Consider the following 20,109-nt stretch of genomic DNA (forward strand, 5'->3'; position numbering starts at 1 on the left):
GGAACTCAGGCTTTCAGCTTCCGTACGTTCTTGTTTTCGATCAGGTCCGCGTAACAGCCCCGGTCGACCACTTCGCCTTTGTCGATATGGAAGATAATGTCGCAATTGCGCAGTGTCGTCAGGCGATGCGCGATCATGATGATCGTCAGATCGTCGCCTAGTCCCTCCACGGCGTCGATGACGGACGCCTCCGTCGCATCGTCCAGGGCGCTGGTCGCTTCGTCCAGGATGAGCACGCTCGCCCGTTTGTAAAGGGCACGGGCGATGCCGATGCGTTGCCGCTGCCCGCCCGACAACCTCACCCCGCGCTCGCCAACCAGTGTCTCATATCCGTTCGTCTGGCCGCAGATGTAATCGTGTATATCGGCTTTCCGCGCCGCATCATGGACGCGGTCGATGTCGATCTTGCTGCGGTCGACGCCAAAAGCAATGTTCTCGATTATCGGCCCGTCGGAGAGGTATATCGCCTGCGGCACATGAGCGAGCTTGTCCTGCCACGCAGCGACATTGGCGCTCGTTAGTCGCGCGCCATCGATCAATATGTCGCCGCTGCTCGGTTCCAGCAGACCAGTGACCAGATCGACGATGGTGCTCTTTCCGCTTCCCGTTTTGCCCATGAAGCCCACTCGCGCGCCCTTGGGGATGCGCAGTTCCACATTGTTGACGGCGTTCACGCTGGCACCGGGGTAGCGAAAGCAGACACTTGCGAACTCGATTTCACGGGCGAACGGAAGATCGATGGGGATGGACGGCTTTCGCTGTTCGGCCGACTGCGGCTGATCGAGCAGGGTCAGAACATCGAAGAAGGTGGACCTGTTGTTCATGATCTGGGTCCAGCCGTTATAGGTTTGCTGCAGCAGCGGAAGCAGGCGCTGCGCGCCAAGCGCGAGCGCGCCGAGAACGGGCAGGGCGGCCGCCAGACCGCCCGTTCCCCTGACGAGGAAAAGCGCGAGCACCGCGATCATCACCATGCCCAGGCTCTCGATCATGAAGCGCGGCGCAACACCGATCAACGCATTGGCAGCCTGCGCATCTCTGAGTTTTTCGTCGATCCGGGAGAATTTCTTGACATATATGGCTTGCGAACGATCGATGAGCACATCTCTGATGCCGCCCAATCCCTCCTGCACAGTCTTCATCTTGGACGTGTTGGATTGCGCGATTATCAGGCTGTTCGCGCGAAGGCGCTTTCGCGTCGCCAGCGACACCACGAGATAGATAAGCCCGAAACTCATGGTGGAGACCAGCGCGACCGGCGCGTCGATGAACAACAGCCCCGCAAGAATGAAGATCGCGATGATGAGCGACGTCAATCCCTGCATCAGCGGCAACATCATATTGTTGAGCACCTGCTGAACCTTGTTCACGCCTGCAAGTATCTGGCTGCTGTTATGCGCGACGTGGAAACTGTACGGCTGGAACAGGACGCGGGAATACATCGCGACGCCCAGATCATATCCCACGCGGAACATGAACTTCTGGCTCGCCCAGGCCAGCAACACGCGCACCGCCGCAGCGGCCAGAGCGATGACGCAGAATATCCCCGCAAACACCGTCACGGCATCTGCATGACTGTGGACATTCAGGCTGGAGAGCAGCCATCGCGCGGCTTGATGACGGCTCGCCGCTTCCGGATCGGTGATGAAGGCCAGAAACGGCAGCACCGACCCGACGGTCAGAAGCTCCGCCAGTGCGCCCGCGATCATGATGGCAAGGACCAGAAGACCCTGCCAGCGCCGACGCGGCGACACGAATTGATAAAGCTGGAGCAGCCCCTGCCAGATACTCGAAACCGGTTGTGTCATCGCGCCGTCCGAAAAAGGCGCGGCCGCTGGCGGAGCCGCGCTCATTGCTGAACCTCTTGCAACGCTCGGGCTGCTTGGGATCACCCCTATCGGGTTTGGGCGCTGCTTACACTCAGCACTATCCCTTAGTATTCAGCCACGAGGGCCGGGGAGTGCTCGCATCGGGACATGGTTGGCGCAACTCGCGCAGTCAGTGCGCCTTGGCCAGAACCGCCTGCCGCTTGCTTGGTAGGACCTTTGACGCCCGAAGGACCGGTCTCAGCTTCAATATGGTCCCGTCATGCAGCACAACGATTGGCCCATGTTGATCCATCCCGGTACGTTCGATCTGCGCCGGGTCGACATGGACGCTGTATCCATCGCGATGAGCAAGCTTTGCTAGGACGTTCATCATGATCCTGCCTTGGTGGTGGATAGTGGTCACGGGGAAGGCCGCTTTCTAAACCCCACATATTTCATCGGTGTTACAAAGCGGCTCAACCGAGATTGCGGGAACTACGTATATCGCGGCTGCGGCGATTGCCATAGTCCCGGACCGGGGACCGTATCTTAGAGTGGTGTATGTCTAGATCGATCGCTATCATTTTGGCCAGCGGCACAGGGGAGCGCTCTGGCCTTGGTCGTCCCAAACAGTTGGTCAAACTCGCCGGCCGCCCTGTCATTGCGCACGCCATGGAACGCTTTCAGGGCCACAGGGGCATCGATGAGATTGCCATCGTCACCAATCAGGCGTGTTTGAGTGAGATCAAGTCACTCATCATCAAACAGAATTTCACGAAGGTCAAACGTGTGCTGCTGGGCGGAAAGGAGCGATATGAATCGTCGCTGGCCGCCATCCGGGCCTATGCAAACGAAGACGATGCGGACGATCTGAACCTGATCTTCCATGACGCTGTCCGTCCGCTGGTAAGTGAACGCATGATCGGCGAAGTGCTTGACGCGCTGCAACATTACTCTGCGGTCGATGTTGCCATTCCATCGGCCGATACCGTCGTACTGATCGATGGCGACACAAATACGATCAGGGAAATTCCCGATCGGAGGAAAATACGCCTTGGCCAGACGCCGCAGGCGTTCAAGCTGCCGGTCATAAAGGCGGCCTATGATCGCGCGCTGATGGACCCGGATTTTCGCACGACCGATGATTGCGGGGTGGTTCTTCGGTATTCGCCGGAAGTGCCGATCTATGTCGCGACAGGCGCGCCGAGCAATGTGAAGCTCACCTATCCCGACGATCTGATGTTGATCGACAAGTTGATGCAGACAAATGCCGGCCGTCGCCTCGACGCCGTACCGGAAACGACGTTGCTCGCCCGTTTGCAGGGGCAGACGATCGCGATCTTCGGCGGCACCAGCGGTATTGGGGCGTCAATGGCGCGCATGGCCACTGCTTACGGCGCCAATGTGCACGTCGCCAGCAAGTCGACCGGCGTCGATATTGCCGATGCTGCGTCGATCGAACGATTCCTCGACAGCGTAGTGGCGTCCGACGGCCGGATCGACGCGATCGTCAACGCCGCCGCCGTTCTCAATCGTCAGCCTTTGATGAACATGACCGAGGCGCAGGTGGTGGAAGACGTGAACACGAACATCTTGGGCGCAGTACTGCTGGCGCGCCTGGGATATCGGCACCTTGTGCGGCATCAAGGTCACCTGCTGTTCTTCGCCTCCAGTTCCTACACTTATGGCCGAGCCTTCTATTCGACCTACAGCGCTTCGAAAGCCGCCGTCGTCAACTTGACACAGGCATTGGGAGACGAGTGGGCCGACGCACGCGTGCATGTGAACTGCGTCAATCCAGAGAGGACGCAGACACCAATGCGCGTGAAAGCCTTCGGCTATGAGCCGCCGGAAACGCTTTTGAATGCAGATGAAGTCGCGAGAAAGGCGCTCGGCATTCTGGTGACCGACACGACGGGATTTGTCTATGATATCGTTAAGCAGGATCAGCGGATACGCCGCGCGGCTGTGGATGGGGCTGTTGAACCTGACCGTCTACCCGCTTTTGTCGCTGGTGCCGCGGGATGAGCAGCGCTGGGCCTTCGGGCATCAGGGAGGCGAGTTCGCCGGGAATTCCAAATATCTCTATTTGTGGCTGTCCATCCACCGCCCCGACATTCAGGCTTCGTGGATCACGCCTGACAAGGCGCTGCAACGCTTCCTGACCGACGCTGGATATAGATCGCATCGAAAATGGTCGGTGGGCGGCATTCTCCACGCACTGCGGTCGAGCGCGCACCTGTTCGATCATAGCGCCAGCGACGTCAATCTCCTCGTGAGCGGCGGCGCAAGGCTGATAAACCTCTGGCATGGCGTCGGGCTGAAAGCGACGCAGCTTGGCGACAAAGGCGGTGTCATAAGCCGGCATCAGAAATATAGGCGCAACTGGTTCATGCGCGCCCTCTTCCTCGACTATCTCAAGCGCCCCAGCATCGTCGTGACGACATCACCCTTCATGCAGGCGCACTTTTCCAGCCAGTTCGACCTTCCCCGGGAACGCTGCCCCCGACTGGGCTATCCACGGCTGGACCCGGCGAGCGACACGACACTGAAGGCAGTCGCAGCCGCATTGGACAGCAAGTGGAGCGAGAAGCCCTTCGAGGATAGCTTTGCTGAACGGTACATCTACCTGCCGACTTATCGCGATACGGAGCGACCCTTTATGGAGGAAGCGCTACCGGATCTGGATCGATTGTCGACGACCTTGGCGGCCAGGAATGCGGTGCTGTATGTGAAGCTGCACCCGCGTACCACGGGCACCATCCCTGATATGCACGCCAACATCAGGCCATGGCCTGCGGGACTGGATTATTACGCCTGGCTCGATGAATTCGATATCCTCATCACGGATTATTCCTCGGTGCTCTACGACTATCTGTTCGTCCGGTCGCGGGGCGCAATCCTGTATACCTTTGACCTTGCGCGATATCTTCGCGAAGATCGTCAACTGCTCTATCCTTATGCGGAGAATGTGGCGGGCGTGCGCACCTCGTCCTTCGGCGACTTGTGCGAAATCCTGAAGCAGGGCGTCGCGCTCCACCCGTCATGCGACAAGCAGCTTGAGCGCGTGAGGGAGAAGTTCTGGTCCAGTTCCGCCGCGCCTGCATCGCCGGAAATCGTGCGCTATGTTGAGGCGCTGGTGGATCGCGAGATGAAGAGGCGTGACCGCCCGAGATCCGGAAATGTCACAATGCCGGAGCGGGCATGATACACGCCGGACCATTATGAGTGCGATTGCGCGCGCCAAGACGCTTCTCCGCCCGTTTAAAGCGCGTTCCCGGCATCTCGTCACGTTCCTCCTGAACGTCACTCTGTATCCGGCGTCCGGACTATTCCCTCGCTCGCCCTATCGCTGGGTCTTTGGCTATACGGGCGAAACCTTCGCCGATAATCCCAAATATCTGTACCTGTGGATGCTGCTGTTCGAGCCTCGGATACGCGTAACATGGATCACCGGATCAAAGGCGACCCGTAACCAGCTCCGCCGCCTCGGCTATCCGGTCGAGATGCGCTGGTCGTTGCATGGCATGGCCGCAGTTCTCCGCGCAAAAGTCATCGTCTTTTCACACGGCATGAGGAATGTGAACACCTTCCTCAGCAAGGGCGCCGTCCTCGTAAATCTCTGGCATGGCGTCGGCATCAAATCGGTTCACCTTGGCCACAAAGGCGGCAACACTGCTGCCGCTCATCGCGCCGCGGGTGGCTGGATCGGCCGTGTCGCAGGCATAGAATATCTGCGCCCGTATGACATTCTTGTGAGCACATCGGACGTCATGCAGGCGCACTTCGCATCGCAATTTCAAATGCTTCCCGAGCGCTGCCCGCAATTGGGCTATCCCCGGCTGGACTGTACTTTGGGCAGCAAGTTGCGAGAAGTAGCCGAAGGGATCGATAAGACCTCAGGCTTCACGATGCGGCCGGACGGCTTCGATGAAGTCTATATCTATCTTCCGACCTACAGAGATTCCGGCAGGGACTTGTTCAGCGAAGCCTTGCCCGATCTTCGCGGCCTATCCGACGCCCTCGCGGCCAGAAACGCGCTCCTCTACATCAAGCCGCATCCCCGGACGCAATATCGCTATGGAGACAGCGTTGAAAACGTCAGAACCTGGCCGACAGGCATCGACTTCAACACCTATCTCTCGGACTTCGACTGCCTCATCACCGACTACTCTTCCGTCTTTTATGATTACATCCTGCACCGGTCGGCGGTCATCCTCTACACGTTCGATCTGGAGGAATATCTCAGCAAGGACCGCGAACTGGTGATGCCGTTCAAAGACAATGTCGTGGGCATTCCGGCGTTCGACTTCCAAACTCTATGTCGCATCATTCGTAATGGCGACGCCTTCACGGCCCAGAATTCCGAAGCGATTGCTCGCCTTCGCGCGAAATTCTGGGGTGGCTCAGCAGTTCCTGCATCCCCCGCCATAGTCGACTACGTGATGCGTCAGCTTACCGGCCGCGCGTTTGCGCCGGAAGACGTTCACGCATTGAAGGAAGCGATTAGCTGAGCGCTCAGAAAATCGTCGTCAGCGCATAGAATAGCGCGCCCACCGCAGCCGACGCGGGTATGGTGATGACCCATGCGGTAATCACCCCGCGCGCAACGTCCCATCGCACTGCCGAGGCGCGCCGCGCGGCGCCCGCGCCGATGATGCTGCCTGTGATGGTATGCGTGGTCGAAACCGGTATTCCGAGCAGCGACGCCCCGAACAATACGACAGATCCGCCCATCGACGCGCTGAACCCCTGATGCTGCGACAGCCGCGTTATGCGTGACCCCATCGTCTGAATGATCTTCCAGCCGCCCGACATCGTGCCAAGGGCAATGGCGATATAGCAGCTTATCGCGACCCAGTGCGGCACGGCGAACTCTCCGGAGAGATAGCCGGTCGAGTAGAGGAGCACCGTGATGATCCCCATCGTCTTCTGCGCATCGTTGAGGCCGTGGCTCAGCGAATAGGCGGCGGACGACAGGAGGTGCAGCGCGCGGAAGCTGCGTTCCGCCCGACCTGCCGTCGCGTTGCGGAATATCCAACTCGACACCAGCATCACGAACATCGCCAGAAACATGCCGAGCGTCGGCGATAACACGATCGCCAGGAGCGTCTTGTTGAGGCCACTCCACTGAATGCCGTTCAGCCCCGCATGCGCGACACCCGCACCAATCAGCCCGCCGACGAGCGCATGGCTGCTGGAGGAGGGGATGCCCTTCAGCCAAGTCACAACGTTCCAGAACATGGCGCCTCCCAGCGCACCGAAGATGACCGCAGGCGTCACCAGTTCCTTGTCGATCAACCCCTTGCCGATCGTTTCCGCAACGGCATGGAGGCTTGGGAAAGCGAGCGTCAGGAAGTAGGCTGCGAAGTTGAAGGTCGCGGCGAACAGCACGGCCTGCAACGGCGTAAGCAACCGCGTCGCCACCACCGTTGCGATGGAGTTCGCCGCATCGTGAAGCCCGTTAAGGAAATCGAACGCGAGCGCACAGAAGATGAGGCCCACCAGCAGCGGGAATGCCAACTCGTGCATGGTCAGGCGTGATCGATGACGATGCCGTCAATCTCGTTCGCGACATCCTCGAACGAATCCACGATCCTCTCCAGATGCTTATAGATTTCCTGATCCACCACGAACTTCAGCGTGTTCGGGCCGCCATTGGCCTTGAATGTCTTCTTGAGACCGGCGGCATGTATCTCGTCCGCGTGACCTTCCATCCGCACCAGACGTTCGGTCAGTTCGTGAAGCCGTTTGCCGTTCCGCGCCACATCGCGCAGCAATGGCATCGCTTCGGCAGTCAGGCGCGCCGCATCCACGACGATGGCGGTCATGTCGCGCATCTCTGCTTCGAACGCCTCAACTTCATACAGGTCGATCGCTTGCACGGCCGCCTGCATCTCGTCGATGCAATCGTCGAGGGCACCGATGAGGCTCGTGATTGCGCCGCGATCGAACGGCGTCAGGAACGTCTTGCGCACGGTCTGAAGCGTTTCGCGCGTGATCTCGTCGGCGTCATGTTCGCGCTCGATCACTTCGCGGATGTGGTCCTTGCGCGCCGAACCGCCTTCGAACAACCGGGCCAGCGCGTCGGCGGCGGCCATTACCGTCACCGAATGCGCCTCGAACAGCTCGAAGAAGTTGCCGCTCTTGGGAAGCAGCCTCTGGAACCACGCAAACATCTCACCAATCCCTGTTTTCTTGGCAACCAGGCCAAACACACGCATACGTTGCGCCGCTGCCTTGAACTCGCGTGCGCCGAACGAACGTATGAGATCGCGAAGATCGTCCTCGTCCACGGCGTTCGCCGCTTCGGCGAGCGAGAACCAGCGGCGTTCGCGTTCGTCCGCTTCCTTCCACTCGCTAAGTTCCCGTGTCACTGCAAGAGGATAAACGTCGACATCGACCATCAGCGACGCGCCGCTGCCCTTGGTCTTGCGATAGCGGTAGGAGCCAAGTGGTGTCGGGCAGACGGGTCCGCAAACACCCGCTTCCTCTTCGGCTTCCTGCGCCGCGGCGGCATGAGGCGCGATGCCCGCGCCGATATTTCCCTTGGGAATGACCCATCGTCCTGACCCGCGCGATGTCACCAGCATGATGCGGACGGCGGCGTCCGTCGCTATCGTATCGGCCCGATAGGGAAGGGCTGCGATCTGACGAATTTTCAAGGCTCCCGGCTTATAGTTATGCGTTCGACGGCGTTGGACTCGCGCTGCGGCTACTGCAAGACCTAAATTATCTGTTGGTCTATGCACGCTATAACGGGTTAACGGCGTGCGCGTGTTCCCATTGACGATCGGCCGGGCAGTGCCCAGCAAGGCCGCACATAGGCAAGCCAGAAGGACCAAGCATGAGTCAGACCCAGCTTTTCACGCCTTACAATATTGGTCGTATTGCGCTCGCGAATCGGATCGTCATTGCGCCGATGTGCCAATATTCGGCGGAGGATGGCTGCATGACGGATTGGCACCTGATCCATCTTGGGCATCTGGCTCTCTCCGGCGCGGCGTTGCTGACGATCGAGGCGACTGCCGTGGTGCCGGAGGGGCGGATCACCTATGCCGATGTAGGCCTGTGGTCCGATGAGACGGAAGCAGCGATGGCGCGCACGCTGGCGAGCGTGCGGCGCTATTCGGACATGCCGATCGCCATTCAGCTTTCCCATGCCGGTCGTAAGGCGTCCACCGACAAACCTTGGCATGGGGGTGCGCAGATCGGGCCTCAAGAGAAGGACGGCTGGCAAACCGTCGCTCCTTCCGCATTGGCCTTCGATCAGGACCAGAATGCGCCGCTGGCGCTGGATCGCGAAGGGCTTTCAAGAGTGCGCGACGGTTTTGCGGATGCAGCGAAGCGGGCGGCACGGCTGGGGATCGACGCAATCCAGATCCATGGCGCGCATGGATATCTGCTCCACCAGTTCCTTTCGCCCTTGTCCAACCGTCGTGAGGATGAATATGGCGGAAGTCTGGAAAATCGGATACGCTTTCCCCTCGAAATATTCGATGCCGTTCAGGCCGCTTTTCCCGCCGATCGCCCCGTCACCATGCGCGTGTCGGGCACTGACTGGGTGGATGGCGGCTGGGATATCGAGCAAACCATCATATTGGCCCAGGCCCTCGAAGCGCGCGGCTGCGATGCGATCCATGTATCCAGCGGCGGCCTTGCGCCTGCCCAGCGAATCTCGGTCGGGCCAGGCTATCAGGTTCCGCTCGCCCGCGCTGTCAAGGCTGCGACGAACATGCCGGTCGTGGCCGTTGGCCTCATCACCGGATACGATCAGGCCGAAGAGATACTCAGGGCAGGGGACGCCGACCTTATCGCCTTGGCGAGGGGCGTGCTCTACGATCCGCGATGGCCCTGGCATGCTGCCGCCCATTTCGGGGAAAGTGTGAAGGCGCCGCCTCAATATCTCCGGTCGCAGCCGAGGGAATATAGCGACCTCTTCAATTCATGAGGCCGCGAACCATCGCCTGACCAAGCGGCCGCTCAAGCAGAGCGAGTCATCGCAGCGATCCGCTCGTCGACACGGCGTTCCAGGATCGTGAGCGGCATAGCGCCTTCCTTCAGGATCTCATGAAATGCCTTGAGATCGAATTTTGCGCCCAGTGCCGCCTGCGCCTTCGCCCGCGCACGGCTCCACGCCATGTGTCCGACCTTGTAGCTGCACGCCTGTCCCGCCTGCGTGCAGTACCGCTCGACTTCGCGCTGTGTGCGCGGACGCGCGAAGCCCGTCGTCGCGACCATGTAATCAGTCGCTTTCTCGCGGCTCCATTGCTTCGCGTGTATCCCGGTGTCGACGACTAGCCTTGTCGCACGGAACAGGAACGACTGGAGATAGCCGACACGCTCCAAGGGCGTCGTATAAGCCTTCAACTCGTCGGCAAGCTGCTCGGCATACAGCGCCCAGCCTTCGGAATAGGCCGAGAAGAAGCCGATCTTGCGCAGTGTCGGAATGTCGCGCGATTCCTGCGCCAGGCTGATCTGGAGATGGTGGCCGGGCACGCCTTCATGATAGGTGAGCGAGGGCAGCGTATATTTGGGCCAGTCGCCCACGTCCTTCAGATTGACGAAATAGATCGCGGGCCGCGAACCGTCCAATGACGCGCGATTATAATAGCCGTTCGATGCGCCATCCTGAATCTCGACCGGCACCGCGCGGATTTCCAGCGGCTGTGTCGGCACGGTGGCGAACGCCTGCGGGAGCTTCGCATACATCGCCTTCACGCCTTCGTTCAGCCCGGCGATCAGTTCCTCCCGGCCAGCGGCGGTATTCGCATACAACTGGTCGGGCGCGACATTGAGCTTGGCAAGGCGTTCGCCGACCGTGCCGCCGGTATAGCCCTGCGACGTCAGGATCGCGTCGATCTGCCCGCTGATCTCCGCAACCTGTGCAAGGCCCAACTTGTGCACGTCGTCCGGACTCATCGTGGTCGTGGTCGCCTGATTGAGCGCCATCGCATAGATCGCGTCGCCGTTGGGCACGCGCCAGATGCCGTCGCCCGGCTTGGTCGTAGGCTTCAGCTTTTCGATCAATGCGATCTGCCGGTCGAGCGCAGGATAGACCTTGCCCTCGACGATCGACGCAGCCTGCGCCTGCCAGTCGCCTGCGATGCCCTTCGCCCCCGCGCGTTTGACGAGCGACTGCACGATACTGGACGTGGCGGCGGGTTGCCCGCGCAGCTTGCGCATCTGCCCCAGCGTCAGGTCGAGCGACCAGCCGGGCGCGAGCAGCCCCTTGGCCGCCTCCGCCTGCTGCATGGCGCTTTCCTGGTCGAGTACCGTCGCGAACTGATCGAGCCGCGCCAGATAGGCGTCGGCATCCGGCTTCTGGTTGATCGTGTGCGCGGTATTGAGGAAGTCGGGCACCGAGAAATATGCGCCGCCCTGCTGGAAGATACGATAGGGGCGAATAGGGCTGTCGATCCCGAAGCGTTCGGTCGCTGCGATCTGCGTATTGAGCGAATACAAGACCACTTCGAGGTTGAGCCGCGCCGCAGGAGACAGGGCAGGCGTGTCGAAGCGACGCAGGCTGGCGATCGACGCCTTCACTTGCGCGACATCCCTCGCGCGCTTTTCTGGCGTCCGTGGCGACAGCTGGCTTTTCGCTGCGGCAAGCGGTCCGCGATCCAGCCCCAGCGATGTCGTCAGTTCAGGCGAACGCGCCAGCGACTGCTGGAAGACATGCTCGAACTCGGCGTTGAGCGCAGCATCTCCAGCGGGTTGCGCGAAGCCCTTCGTCTGGATCAACGCAGCGCTGATTGCGGCTGCACCGCTGGTGGCAAGAAATTGTCTGCGATCCACGGCTAAGTCTCCGCCTTAGGTATAATTGGTAATCTTTACTATGGCTTACGCTACCTTCGATCAACCGGTAATCCGACGAGCACTTGCTGTGACGGCCATCTGCCGGAAGTACGATTACATCGCCCTGGTGCCGCATCGCGGCCCGCGAAGCGGCAAATGCTCTCCGTCACCGGTGAAGCAGGCTCGGACCGAAGCGCTGGTCGCAGTCCCTGTCGGCAGCATGCCACCTGACGTGTACTGCAGGTATGTTCGTGCAGAAATTCGGTCTTCCTGCATCGCGACATCTTTCGGTACTTCAGGGATTTAATTCAGCCTTCTCAGTACTATATTCCCTTTGTGGCAGACGACGCCGCCGTTTCACATCTTCAGGAGTCTCGATTGACCCGTTCGTTTTGGGGCGTGCTTCGGCGCGTTGCTCTGGTCGCGTGGGCCGCCGCCTTGTGCCCGGCTGCGCACGCGAATGAAACCCCGCGCCCGCAGCGCGGCAGTCTGGAATACCGCCTCAGTTGGGGCGCTGGGGCGGTGCGGGCGGACCGCGCCTACCGCGCGGGTGCGACCGGCAATGGCGTCGTCGTCGCCATGATCGACACTGGCCTTGGCGGACCCAATCTGTTCGCGCATCTCTCGCCCGCCTCAACCGACCTCGTGCCAAGGCGCGAACCCGACCAAGGGCAAGCCAATCATGGTGAACAGACCGCATCCCTGCTTGCCAGCGCGCTGGATGGCAGCGGCACCTTCGGCGTGGCCTATGACGCGACGCTGCTGTCGATACGTGCCGACCGCGACGGGTCGTGCCGCACGACGTGCAGCTTCGATCCGGCAGTCCTGGCGAAAGCCATTGACTATGCGGTCGACAATGGCGCGCGCGTGATCGGCCTGCCGCTCGCGTCCTATCGCCGCCTGCCTGCCATGGAAAAGGCGCTGGAACATGCGGTCGCGTCCGGCGCGCTGATCGTCGCAGCAGCCGGGAATGATGGCGACAAGGAACCCGTCTGGCCCGCACGCTATGCCTCCGATCCGCGCTTCGCCGACGCGGTGATCGTTGCGGGGGCGAGCACTGCAACCGGAAAGCTCGCCAACTGGTCGAACAAGGCGGGGTCCGCAGCGGAGCGCTACCTCGTCGCACCGGGCCAGAATGTCATTGTCGATTGCGGGCAACGTTATTGCTCGCTCGTGTCGGGCACGTCCTATTCGGTATCCTATGTGGCCGGAGCAGCGGCATTGCTGATGAGCCAGCGCCCGGACCTGAAAGCGGGCGACGTGGCGCGATTGCTGCTGGACGGCGCGCGCGACCTCCGTGCGCGAGGCACTGACGCGGTGAGCGGGCGGGGCGTTCTCGACATCGCGCGCTCGCTCAAGCTTGCCGCTAATTAGCGGCTGAAGAGCCAACTTTGTCGCTAACTTACATCTAGCCCTTGGAACGGGCCAATTTCAGGAGGGTTCAACTCGCGATCATCATGGAGAACATCATGAAAAAGCGAGTCTATCTTACATATGCGTCCGTGATTGCGTGGGGGGCGCTTTCTGCATGTTCAGGCAATAACGCGTCGTCCGATCCGAATGGCAATGCATCGAGCATCGGCAATATGTCGGCAGGCAACGGGGCGTCGGGCAACAACGGCATGATAGGCGGCAGCGCGGGCACGACCGGCAACGCCGCTGGTGATCCGGGCATGGGCACCGCAGGGTCGCTCGGCACGGCAGGAAGCTCGACGGGCAGCACCGGGACGGCCACTGGCGCAAGTTCAGGCGGCTCATCCGGTGGCGGTACAACCGGCGGTGGCACGACTGGTGGCGGTATGAGCGGCTCCTCCGGTGCAGGCGGTGGCACGACCGGAGGCACCACAAGCGGCGGCAGCACTGGAGGTGGCAGCACGACTGGCGGCTCTGGCGGTTCCAGCGGTGGCGGCACATCAGGTGGTAGCAGTGGCGGTTGAACGCACGGCTTCGCCATCATAGGTCAATGAGATTAGTAGGCAGCTTTATCAGTAGCTTACATAGGTTAAAGGCCGGATGTGCATCTCGTCCTAAAGGCGCGGGATCACTCCGGCTTTCGAGGATTTCATGGCAAAGCTCAGCATGGTCAATAAGAACGAGCGACGCAAGAAGATGGTCGCCAAATATGCGGGAAAATACGCGCGCCTAAAAGAGATGGCGAATGACGAGAGGCTGGACGAAAGCGAAAGGCTGATCGCGCGATTGAAGATGGCGGAAATCCCTCGCAACGCAAACCCGACCCGCGTCCGTAATCGGTGCGAGATGACGGGCCGACCGCGCTCCTATTACCGTAAGTTCCGCCTGTCGCGGATCATGCTGCGTCTGCTGGCGAACCGAGGCCAGCTGCCCGGCGTCATCAAGTCGAGCTGGTAGGGCGCATCGCGGCCTCATAAATTTGGTCCAGCGTGGTGGCGACATCGACCAGGCGTTCCGCCGCTGGATCGAACCTGCCGCCGCTCGCCAGGCTTCGCGCCCAATCTACAGCCGCGCGACCACCCCAGGGGTCATCGCCGCTCGCCAGCAATGTGCGCGATGTGCCTTGCATCGCATGGGCCTCGAAATCGTAGAAGGAGCCGCCGACATTACGCATCGCGGCACCGCCCTGCGCTCCATGAAACTCGGCGCCGATGACGGCTTCCTGTCCCGCGTGCAGGTTCCATGAGCAAGCAATGCGAACAACGGCTCCCGTCGTGAGCCGGAGCGTCGCTACCCCATAATCCTCGACTTGCGCCGTGCGGTCACGCAAAGGCGCACCCTGAGCAAACAGCGCGCTGTCCACCGCAACCACCCCCGGGAAGTCGAGCGCCCATAGCGCCAGATCGACGAGATGCACGCCAAGGTCCATCATGCACCCGCCGCCCGATTGCGCCGGGTCATAGAACCATGGCTTGTCCGGCCCATAGGCATTGTGGAACACCAGATCGACGCCGTGGACCGCTCCTAGCGCTCCTTCCCCTATCCGGTCGCGAATGGCCTGCATGCCCGCCGTGAAGCGATAGGACAGATCGACGCCCAACAGCCGGTCTGCCTTTCGTGCTGTGTCGACAACGGCCTGCACTTCGAGGGCGCTACGTCCAAGCGGTTTCTGGCAGAACACCGCAATGCCGCGATCGAGCGCCTCGATCGACTGCGCCGCGTGCAGGGCGCTGGGCGTTGCGATGACGATGCCGTCGAGGTCCATGTCCAACAGGGCGTCGAGGGACTCCGCTTCGGTTGCTCCGGGCGCGACCTGCAAGGCTTCGCGGAGGTTGTCTGGACTGAGGTCCGCAACCGCCGCCGCAGTTGCGAGACCGCTGTCGATCATCGCCTGCATCCGATGCCGCCCGATCCAGCCGACGCCCAGGAAGCCGATACGCGGCCGTCCGATTTTACCGTCAAGTTCGCCCTCAGCTTCCATCGCCAGCAACTCGTTCATAGCGTCACCACCGCCTTGAGGAACCCATCCGGCCGGTCGCGCGCCGCGTCCAGCGCCTCGCCCAGACGCGAAAGCGGAAAACGGTGCGTCAGCAGGGGCTTGGGGTCTAACCTGCCCTCCGTGATGGCTGCGATGGCGTCCCTTATCCCTTGCGCATAGACTTGCGGATCACGTTCATGCGCGTTGACGACATCGATGCCGCGCCAGTTCCACAGCCACATGTTGACGTTGCGCGGCCCATCCTGATGATAGCCTGCGATTATGAGCTTGCCGCGTTCCGCCACAAGTTCCCCGGCCAGATCGAGCGGCCACTGCTTGCCAACCGCTTCGATCACCCGGTCGCAGAAGCGCCCGTCCGTCAGCGTCTTGACCTGCTCGATGATGGCATGATGGTCTTCCATCGGGATTACTTCCGCCGCACCATGATCGCGCGCCACCTCCAGCGAGTAGGGCCGCCGCGATATGGCGATGACACGCGCACCGGCGTCAGTCGCCAGCCGCGTCAGGATTGCACCGAGAAAACCGATCCCGACAATCGCGACAGTCTGCCCCGCCCGAATATCCGATCGCCGGAAGATGTTGAACGCGCACCCGAACGGTTCGCCTGGGAAATCCAAGCCGTTCAATGCGGCGGGTAAGGGCACCACGGCAGCGGCGTCGGCAATGTCATACTCCGCATACCCACGGGATGAGAGCGCCGCCACCCGCTGCCCGACCTGCACCCCCGTCACGCCATCACCGACAGCATCGATCACACCCCAGCCTTCATGGCCGAGGTTGCCCGGCTCTCCCGGAAAGGTCATCCACTCCGGCCCTTCCCACGGCGTCAGGTTCGACGCGCAAATGCCGCAGCCCTCCAACTTCACGCGGACCTGCCCCTCTCTCGGTTCGGGGATCGGCACCATGGCCACTTCCATCTCACCCGGCCCGGTTTGCACGGCGGCTTCCATCATGCCCATCGGGCCTCCTGTCTCATAACCTATGTTACTGAACGAATGTGGCGCGGAGCGTTCTGCTTCTGCGCGTGTTTGTTGCGGTATCGACCCAAGAGGAGACACCCTGATGGCCACGAGCAAAGCACCCGCGAAGGAACCGAAGAAGGCCCCTGCAAAAGCTTCGGCAAAGTCCAAGTCCGCTGGCGGAGGACAAAAGGCGGATGGCCTGCACCGGCCGGTTCAACCCTCGCCCGAACTTGCAGCCATCGTCGGCGAAAAGCCGCTTGCCCGTTCCGAAATCGTCTCGTCGCTCTGGGAATATATCAAGAAGAACGATCTTCAGGACCCCAAGGACCGCCGGGAGATATTGGCGGACGACAAGCTGGAGAAGGTCTTCGGCAAGAAGAAAGTGTCGATGTTCGAAATGAACAAGCACATCTCCAACCACGTCAAGGCGACCGCCTGACGGATCCGTCCGAGGCTGAGCGGCTGCGGTCATTCCGCAGCCAACGCCACGGACGTACTATCGGCCAGAAACGCCTCCAGCAGTGCATGTGCGGCATCGTCCGTCATCTGCTCTGGAGGATGTTTGCAGAAGCACGCCGCGACCGGCACGACAGGCCCTGAAAGCCCGCGATCCAGAGCCACCTTCGCGCACCGGATCATGTCGATGGCGACGCCCGCCGAGTTGGGGCTGTCCTCCACAGACAGCCGCAGTTCCAGGTTCATCGGTACGCCACCGAATAACTGCCCTTCCATCCGCAGGAAGCAGACTTTGTTGTCGTTCTGCCACGCCACGTAATCCGATGGGCCGACATGGATGTTCTCGTCCGCAAGCCGGGTCTCGGCGACGGATTGGACAGCCTCGGTCTTTGAAATTTTCTTCGATTTCAACCGGCTGCGATCGGACATGTTGAGGAAGTCGGTGTTGCCGCCAGTATTCAACTGATAGGTGCGATCCAGCTTCACGCCGCGCTTGGCGAACAGGTCGGTGAGCACGCGATGCACGATCGTCGCGCCCATCTGCGCCTTGATGTCGTCGCCGATCAGCGGCACGCCCGCCTTCTCGAACCGCGCCGCCCAGTCGGGATCGCTGGCGATGAACACCGGGATGTTGTTGACGAACGCGACGCCCGCTTCCAGCGCACATTCGGCATAGAACTCCGTGGCCTGCTGCGACCCGACGGGTAGGTAATTGCACAATATGTCGGCCCTGGATTCCTTCAATCGCGCGACGATATCGGCCTTGGCGGCTTCGCGCGCGTCGGCAGGTACAAAGCGGCGATCTTCGGGATAGTCCGCCATGTGCTCTGCCACGCCGTCCAGCACGCAGCCCATTTCCACAATTGCTCCGGTTGGCGCCACATCGCCGCAGAACGTCGCCGTGCAATTGGGCTTTGCGAAGATCGCATCGGCCACGTCGCGCCCCACCTTGCGCGCGTCGACATCCCACGCGGCGACAACCTTGATGTCGCCGGGCGTATAGCCGCCGATCTCCCAGTGCATCAGCCCTGTGCGATCATTGCGGCCCTCGCCATAATGGCTCAGCCCCTGTACCAGCGAACTCGCGCAATTGCCGACTCCGACGATGGCGATGTTGACGCCGCCGCTCATGCCGCCGTGACCTTGGGCAGGGCTTGCGCAGGCGCATAGCGTTCGATCATCCATTCGCAGAAATCGGCGAAACCCTGCGGTTCGCGCGCGGCGCTGGTGTGATGCGGCTGGACCCCCAGATGCTCGGGCGTGAAGCAGAAGGTGACGGTCACGTCGAAATCCGCCAGCGCTTCCATCTGCCGATCGAACCAATCGATCGCGCCGGGGCGGAAGCTGTCCGCCCAGCTAAGCCCTGTGCGCAGATGCCGGACCCCTAGCTGCTTCATCCAGCGGACGGCATCGTCCAGCCGCGGGTCTTCGAAATGGAACCACTGCATCAAGCCCATTTTGTCCGCGACCTTCGCATAATGTTCCAGCGAGGGCTTGGGCGTCCCGTCCTCGCGGATCAGGCCCATGTAGAAATGGCGGTAATAGCTGGAACCCTCCGCTTCCCGGTGCCGCGTCGTTGCGCCCCAGCTTTGCGGCAAGTCGTAGAGGCTGTACCAGAACACGCGCGGCACGCGCCCGACCAGCAATTCGGCGGTGCGGTTGACGCCGAACACCTGCACTTCCTCCGCGCCAAACGATCCGACGCCCACTTCGGTCGCCCAGATCTCCTTGTCCGGCGCAACGGCTTCGATCTCGGCGATCTTGTCGGGCCAGGCGTGGATCGGCCACAGGTTCCAGTCGAGCGGGAAGCCATGCACCGCCACGACATCGACCGCATCCAGCGCGCCCATGTCGCGCATCCGCTGGACCCAGAACGGATCGATCGGCGACATGCCGCCAAGGACGCGCTTGACCTCCGGGTTGACGCGCTGGATCGCCGCGCCGGCGCGGATCACCGTATCGGCATAGATCGACCAGTCGGGATCGACTTCCGGGTCCCAATGCGACTTGTTGTTCGGCTCGTTCCAGATCATCGCGCCTTCGATCATGCTTTCTCCTCCTGTTCCCGTGCGGGATAGACCGCGCCGCCGCCCGGTCCCCAGCCCGTGAAGGGCCGCTCCGTCACCTTGCAAAGATAGACTTCGGCCTCCGGTTGCGCCTCGATGCGGAAGCCGGCCGCGCGCAGCATCGCTTCGCTGCATGCGCGATTAGGCGCCCACCAGTTTGTCCAGTCCCCGGCATATTGCCGCTCGATAAAATGCATCTTCGGATAACCCGGATCATCGAAATAGGCGGGTGGTTCGGTGGTGCCAGGCACGTGGAAGGGATGGTCTTCGGGCACGTCCGCCACATCTTCACTGCCGCGCTGCATTGTTTGGAAAAGCAGCATGTCGTCTGCGACATGATCGCGGATGAGGTCGAGCGCGAGGAGCGGGTGCCGCAGGTGATATAGCACGCCCATGAAGATCACGAGATCGAACTTCCGTCCGATCCGCGCCACGTCATAGACGGACAGGCTACGGAACTCGATGCCGTCGAACCCAAGCGTCTCCGCCACGAACTCCGCCTGCGCGAGGTAACGCGGATCAGTGTCGATCCCCAAGACCTCCGCCGCGCCGCGCCGCTTCATCTCGATGGAATAAAAACCCGCATTGCAGCCGATATCCAGAACCGATTTACCCGTCAGATCGGCGGGCAACGCATCGGCAAAACGGGCGAATTTGAACGCGGGATAGTCGCCAAGGAAATGATCGGGCGCCGTCTGCACTGTGCCAAGGTCGATATTCTGGAACCACGGGCCGAGCGCATCGACCGCCCGCTGCAAGTCGTTCGCTGATTGTTTGACGGAAAGGGACGATCTGGTCATGCAAATACCCGATTGAGCGTGGTGAGCCGGGCTTGCCCGCCCTCGAACTGCAAGGTGCTGAGCGACGCCGGATCGACATCGAACCGCAGAATATTATCGAGGCTGAGGCCAAGATAATGGGCGATCGCACCGCGAATGATGTCGGCGTGGGTGACGCACAGGACCGTCTGCGCGTCTCCGGCACCAAGTTTGTCCAGAAATGCCGCCACCCGCTCGATGGCCTTCGTCATTCGCTCTCCACCGGGCGGTTGCGTTTTGCTCCGCGTGGTGTTCCAGCGGTGCCAGAGCGCATCCTGCTCAAGATCGGTGAACTCTCTTCCGGTCCATTCTCCGAAATCGATCTCGTCCAGTGCGTCGGATGTCTGCACCGCTAGCGCCAAACGATCGCCGATGATCGCTGCGGTCTGACGGCAACGGTGTTGCGGGCTGCTATATATTGCAGCGACCGGCCAGTCCGTCAGCGCCTGCGCCAGCCGTTCGGCCTGCGTCACGCCATCGCTGCTCAACGCTATATCGGAACCCCGCCCTGTAAGTATTCGACCAAGATGCCCATGGGCAGCATGGCGTACCAGAAGTAACGGAACCGTCACGATATGTAAAAGGCGGAAAGTTTCGGCATGGATACGAAAACATCTATGTAGATGCTGCGTTCCACAGAGTCATAAACTCGCTAACATATGTTTATTACATCGTTTTCAGCGGAACGTTGATGAAGATGAAGCCGTTAAGCGGTGCGGGTTCAGGGGACAGGAGGCTATAAGATAGTCTACGTCGACGGAGTCCATCTCTTATAGATGCAAGGAGCATTAT

General features: G+C 61.1%; 19 protein-coding genes. 8 read left to right on the forward strand and 11 right to left on the reverse strand.

From position 1 onward, the window contains the following. Nucleotides 1-5: 5 nt before the first annotated feature. On the reverse strand, nt 6-1,850 hold the full coding sequence (locus C1T17_RS03410; RefSeq protein WP_104952220.1) for an ABC transporter ATP-binding protein: 1,845 nt from the start codon (nt 1,848-1,850) through the stop codon (nt 6-8). A gap of 145 nt (nt 1,851-1,995) precedes the next feature. Next, complete coding sequence (locus C1T17_RS03415; RefSeq protein ID WP_189338476.1) at nt 1,996-2,229, reverse strand: hypothetical protein; 234 nt, start codon at nt 2,227-2,229, stop codon at nt 1,996-1,998. Between the two features lie 137 nt (nt 2,230-2,366). Between C1T17_RS03415 and C1T17_RS03420 the strand changes: the two genes are divergently transcribed. The 3 genes from C1T17_RS03420 to C1T17_RS03430 are packed head-to-tail and all read left to right on the forward strand — an operon-like array spanning nt 2,367 to nt 6,319. After that, entirely contained in the window at nt 2,367-3,833 is a 1,467-nt protein-coding gene (locus tag C1T17_RS03420; protein ID WP_104952222.1) for a bifunctional cytidylyltransferase/SDR family oxidoreductase, read from the forward strand. Beyond that, entirely contained in the window at nt 3,787-5,013 is a 1,227-nt protein-coding gene (locus C1T17_RS03425) for a CDP-glycerol glycerophosphotransferase family protein (protein WP_189338477.1), read from the forward strand. The genes C1T17_RS03420 and C1T17_RS03425 overlap by 47 nt, the downstream gene beginning before the upstream one ends. Nucleotides 5,014-5,029: 16 nt before the next feature. Continuing rightward, complete coding sequence (locus C1T17_RS03430; protein ID WP_189338478.1) at nt 5,030-6,319, forward strand: CDP-glycerol glycerophosphotransferase family protein; 1,290 nt, start codon at nt 5,030-5,032, stop codon at nt 6,317-6,319. A 4-nt stretch (nt 6,320-6,323) separates the two neighbouring features. Here the strand turns inward: C1T17_RS03430 and C1T17_RS03435 are convergent, their stop codons facing one another. Then, on the reverse strand, nt 6,324-7,337 hold the full coding sequence (locus C1T17_RS03435; protein WP_104952225.1) for an inorganic phosphate transporter: 1,014 nt from the start codon (nt 7,335-7,337) through the stop codon (nt 6,324-6,326). Nucleotides 7,338-7,339: 2 nt separating this feature from the next. Beyond that, complete coding sequence (locus tag C1T17_RS03440) at nt 7,340-8,464, reverse strand: DUF47 family protein (protein WP_223262896.1); 1,125 nt, start codon at nt 8,462-8,464, stop codon at nt 7,340-7,342. A 188-nt stretch (nt 8,465-8,652) separates the two neighbouring features. Between C1T17_RS03440 and C1T17_RS03445 the strand changes: the two genes are divergently transcribed. After that, on the forward strand, nt 8,653-9,756 hold the full coding sequence (locus C1T17_RS03445) for an NADH:flavin oxidoreductase/NADH oxidase (protein WP_104952226.1): 1,104 nt from the start codon (nt 8,653-8,655) through the stop codon (nt 9,754-9,756). A gap of 32 nt (nt 9,757-9,788) precedes the next feature. Here C1T17_RS03445 and C1T17_RS03450 read toward each other — a convergent pair whose 3' ends face one another. Continuing rightward, nucleotides 9,789-11,603 carry a DUF885 domain-containing protein gene (locus C1T17_RS03450; protein WP_104952227.1) on the reverse strand — a complete coding sequence of 605 codons (1,815 nt, stop codon included), beginning with the start codon at nt 11,601-11,603 and terminating at the stop codon, nt 9,789-9,791. A gap of 378 nt (nt 11,604-11,981) precedes the next feature. Here C1T17_RS03450 and C1T17_RS03455 point away from each other — a divergent pair, with 378 nt between their 5' ends. The 3 genes from C1T17_RS03455 to rpsN all read left to right on the forward strand — a co-directional run bounded on the left by C1T17_RS03455 (nt 11,982) and on the right by rpsN (nt 13,973). Then, on the forward strand, nt 11,982-12,977 hold the full coding sequence (locus C1T17_RS03455) for a S8 family peptidase (RefSeq protein ID WP_104952228.1): 996 nt from the start codon (nt 11,982-11,984) through the stop codon (nt 12,975-12,977). Between the two features lie 95 nt (nt 12,978-13,072). Beyond that, a complete protein-coding gene (locus C1T17_RS03460) occupies nt 13,073-13,540 on the forward strand; it encodes a hypothetical protein (RefSeq protein ID WP_104952229.1) in 468 nt (155 codons plus the stop codon). 127 nt (nt 13,541-13,667) lie between these two features. After that, nucleotides 13,668-13,973, forward strand: a complete 306-nt coding sequence (rpsN, locus tag C1T17_RS03465) for a 30S ribosomal protein S14 (RefSeq protein WP_104952230.1) — start codon at nt 13,668-13,670, stop codon at nt 13,971-13,973. Here rpsN and C1T17_RS03470 read toward each other — a convergent pair. Next, complete coding sequence (locus C1T17_RS03470; RefSeq protein WP_104952231.1) at nt 13,957-15,015, reverse strand: Gfo/Idh/MocA family protein; 1,059 nt, start codon at nt 15,013-15,015, stop codon at nt 13,957-13,959. The two genes, rpsN and C1T17_RS03470, sit on opposite strands and share 17 nt — an antisense overlap. Continuing rightward, the gene (locus C1T17_RS03475) at nt 15,012-15,968 is read right to left on the reverse strand and encodes an MDR/zinc-dependent alcohol dehydrogenase-like family protein (RefSeq protein ID WP_223262773.1); all 957 of its coding nucleotides are present in this window, start codon (nt 15,966-15,968) and stop codon (nt 15,012-15,014) included. The genes C1T17_RS03470 and C1T17_RS03475 overlap by 4 nt, the downstream gene beginning before the upstream one ends. 109 nt (nt 15,969-16,077) lie before the next feature. Here C1T17_RS03475 and C1T17_RS03480 point away from each other — a divergent pair, with 109 nt between their 5' ends. Next, nucleotides 16,078-16,416 carry an SWIB/MDM2 domain-containing protein gene (locus C1T17_RS03480; protein WP_104952232.1) on the forward strand — a complete coding sequence of 113 codons (339 nt, stop codon included), beginning with the start codon at nt 16,078-16,080 and terminating at the stop codon, nt 16,414-16,416. A 29-nt stretch (nt 16,417-16,445) separates the two neighbouring features. On the opposite strand, the gene C1T17_RS03485 is transcribed toward C1T17_RS03480, so the two are convergent. Genes C1T17_RS03485 through C1T17_RS03500 form a run of 4 tightly spaced genes read right to left on the reverse strand, consistent with a single transcriptional unit; the run spans nt 16,446 to nt 19,889 of the window. After that, entirely contained in the window at nt 16,446-17,564 is a 1,119-nt protein-coding gene (locus C1T17_RS03485) for an inositol-3-phosphate synthase (RefSeq protein WP_104952233.1), read from the reverse strand. Further along, entirely contained in the window at nt 17,561-18,481 is a 921-nt protein-coding gene (locus C1T17_RS03490) for a beta-xylosidase (RefSeq protein ID WP_104952234.1), read from the reverse strand. The genes C1T17_RS03485 and C1T17_RS03490 overlap by 4 nt, the downstream gene beginning before the upstream one ends. Further along, nucleotides 18,478-19,299 carry a TIGR04290 family methyltransferase gene (locus tag C1T17_RS03495; protein ID WP_104952235.1) on the reverse strand — a complete coding sequence of 274 codons (822 nt, stop codon included), beginning with the start codon at nt 19,297-19,299 and terminating at the stop codon, nt 18,478-18,480. Before C1T17_RS03495 ends, C1T17_RS03490 begins: the two co-directional genes overlap by 4 nt. Continuing rightward, complete coding sequence (locus tag C1T17_RS03500; RefSeq protein WP_104952236.1) at nt 19,296-19,889, reverse strand: histidine phosphatase family protein; 594 nt, start codon at nt 19,887-19,889, stop codon at nt 19,296-19,298. Before C1T17_RS03500 ends, C1T17_RS03495 begins: the two co-directional genes overlap by 4 nt. Nucleotides 19,890-20,109 lie beyond the last annotated feature (220 nt).

Origin of the sequence: Sphingobium sp. SCG-1 (genome assembly GCF_002953135.1) — a bacterium.
Lineage (GTDB): Bacteria > Pseudomonadota > Alphaproteobacteria > Sphingomonadales > Sphingomonadaceae > Sphingobium.

What these genes read in the sequence shown, in the direction of transcription:
- C1T17_RS03430 (WP_189338478.1), top strand. Translation starts at nt 5,030, where the DNA reads ATGAGTGCGATTGCGCGCGCCAAGACGCTTCTCCGCCCGTTTAAAGCG.
- C1T17_RS03435 (WP_104952225.1), bottom strand. Translation starts at nt 7,337, where the DNA reads ATGCACGAGTTGGCATTCCCGCTGCTGGTGGGCCTCATCTTCTGTGCG.
- C1T17_RS03460 (WP_104952229.1), top strand. Translation starts at nt 13,073, where the DNA reads ATGAAAAAGCGAGTCTATCTTACATATGCGTCCGTGATTGCGTGGGGG.
- C1T17_RS03490 (WP_104952234.1), bottom strand. Translation starts at nt 18,481, where the DNA reads ATGATCGAAGGCGCGATGATCTGGAACGAGCCGAACAACAAGTCGCAT.
- C1T17_RS03495 (WP_104952235.1), bottom strand. Translation starts at nt 19,299, where the DNA reads ATGACCAGATCGTCCCTTTCCGTCAAACAATCAGCGAACGACTTGCAG.
- C1T17_RS03480 (WP_104952232.1), top strand. Translation starts at nt 16,078, where the DNA reads ATGGCCACGAGCAAAGCACCCGCGAAGGAACCGAAGAAGGCCCCTGCA.
- C1T17_RS03420 (WP_104952222.1), top strand. Translation starts at nt 2,367, where the DNA reads ATGTCTAGATCGATCGCTATCATTTTGGCCAGCGGCACAGGGGAGCGC.
- rpsN (WP_104952230.1), top strand. Translation starts at nt 13,668, where the DNA reads ATGGCAAAGCTCAGCATGGTCAATAAGAACGAGCGACGCAAGAAGATG.
- C1T17_RS03410 (WP_104952220.1), bottom strand. Translation starts at nt 1,850, where the DNA reads ATGAGCGCGGCTCCGCCAGCGGCCGCGCCTTTTTCGGACGGCGCGATG.
- C1T17_RS03475 (WP_223262773.1), bottom strand. Translation starts at nt 15,968, where the DNA reads ATGATGGAAGCCGCCGTGCAAACCGGGCCGGGTGAGATGGAAGTGGCC.
- C1T17_RS03470 (WP_104952231.1), bottom strand. Translation starts at nt 15,015, where the DNA reads ATGAACGAGTTGCTGGCGATGGAAGCTGAGGGCGAACTTGACGGTAAA.
- C1T17_RS03445 (WP_104952226.1), top strand. Translation starts at nt 8,653, where the DNA reads ATGAGTCAGACCCAGCTTTTCACGCCTTACAATATTGGTCGTATTGCG.
- C1T17_RS03485 (WP_104952233.1), bottom strand. Translation starts at nt 17,564, where the DNA reads ATGAGCGGCGGCGTCAACATCGCCATCGTCGGAGTCGGCAATTGCGCG.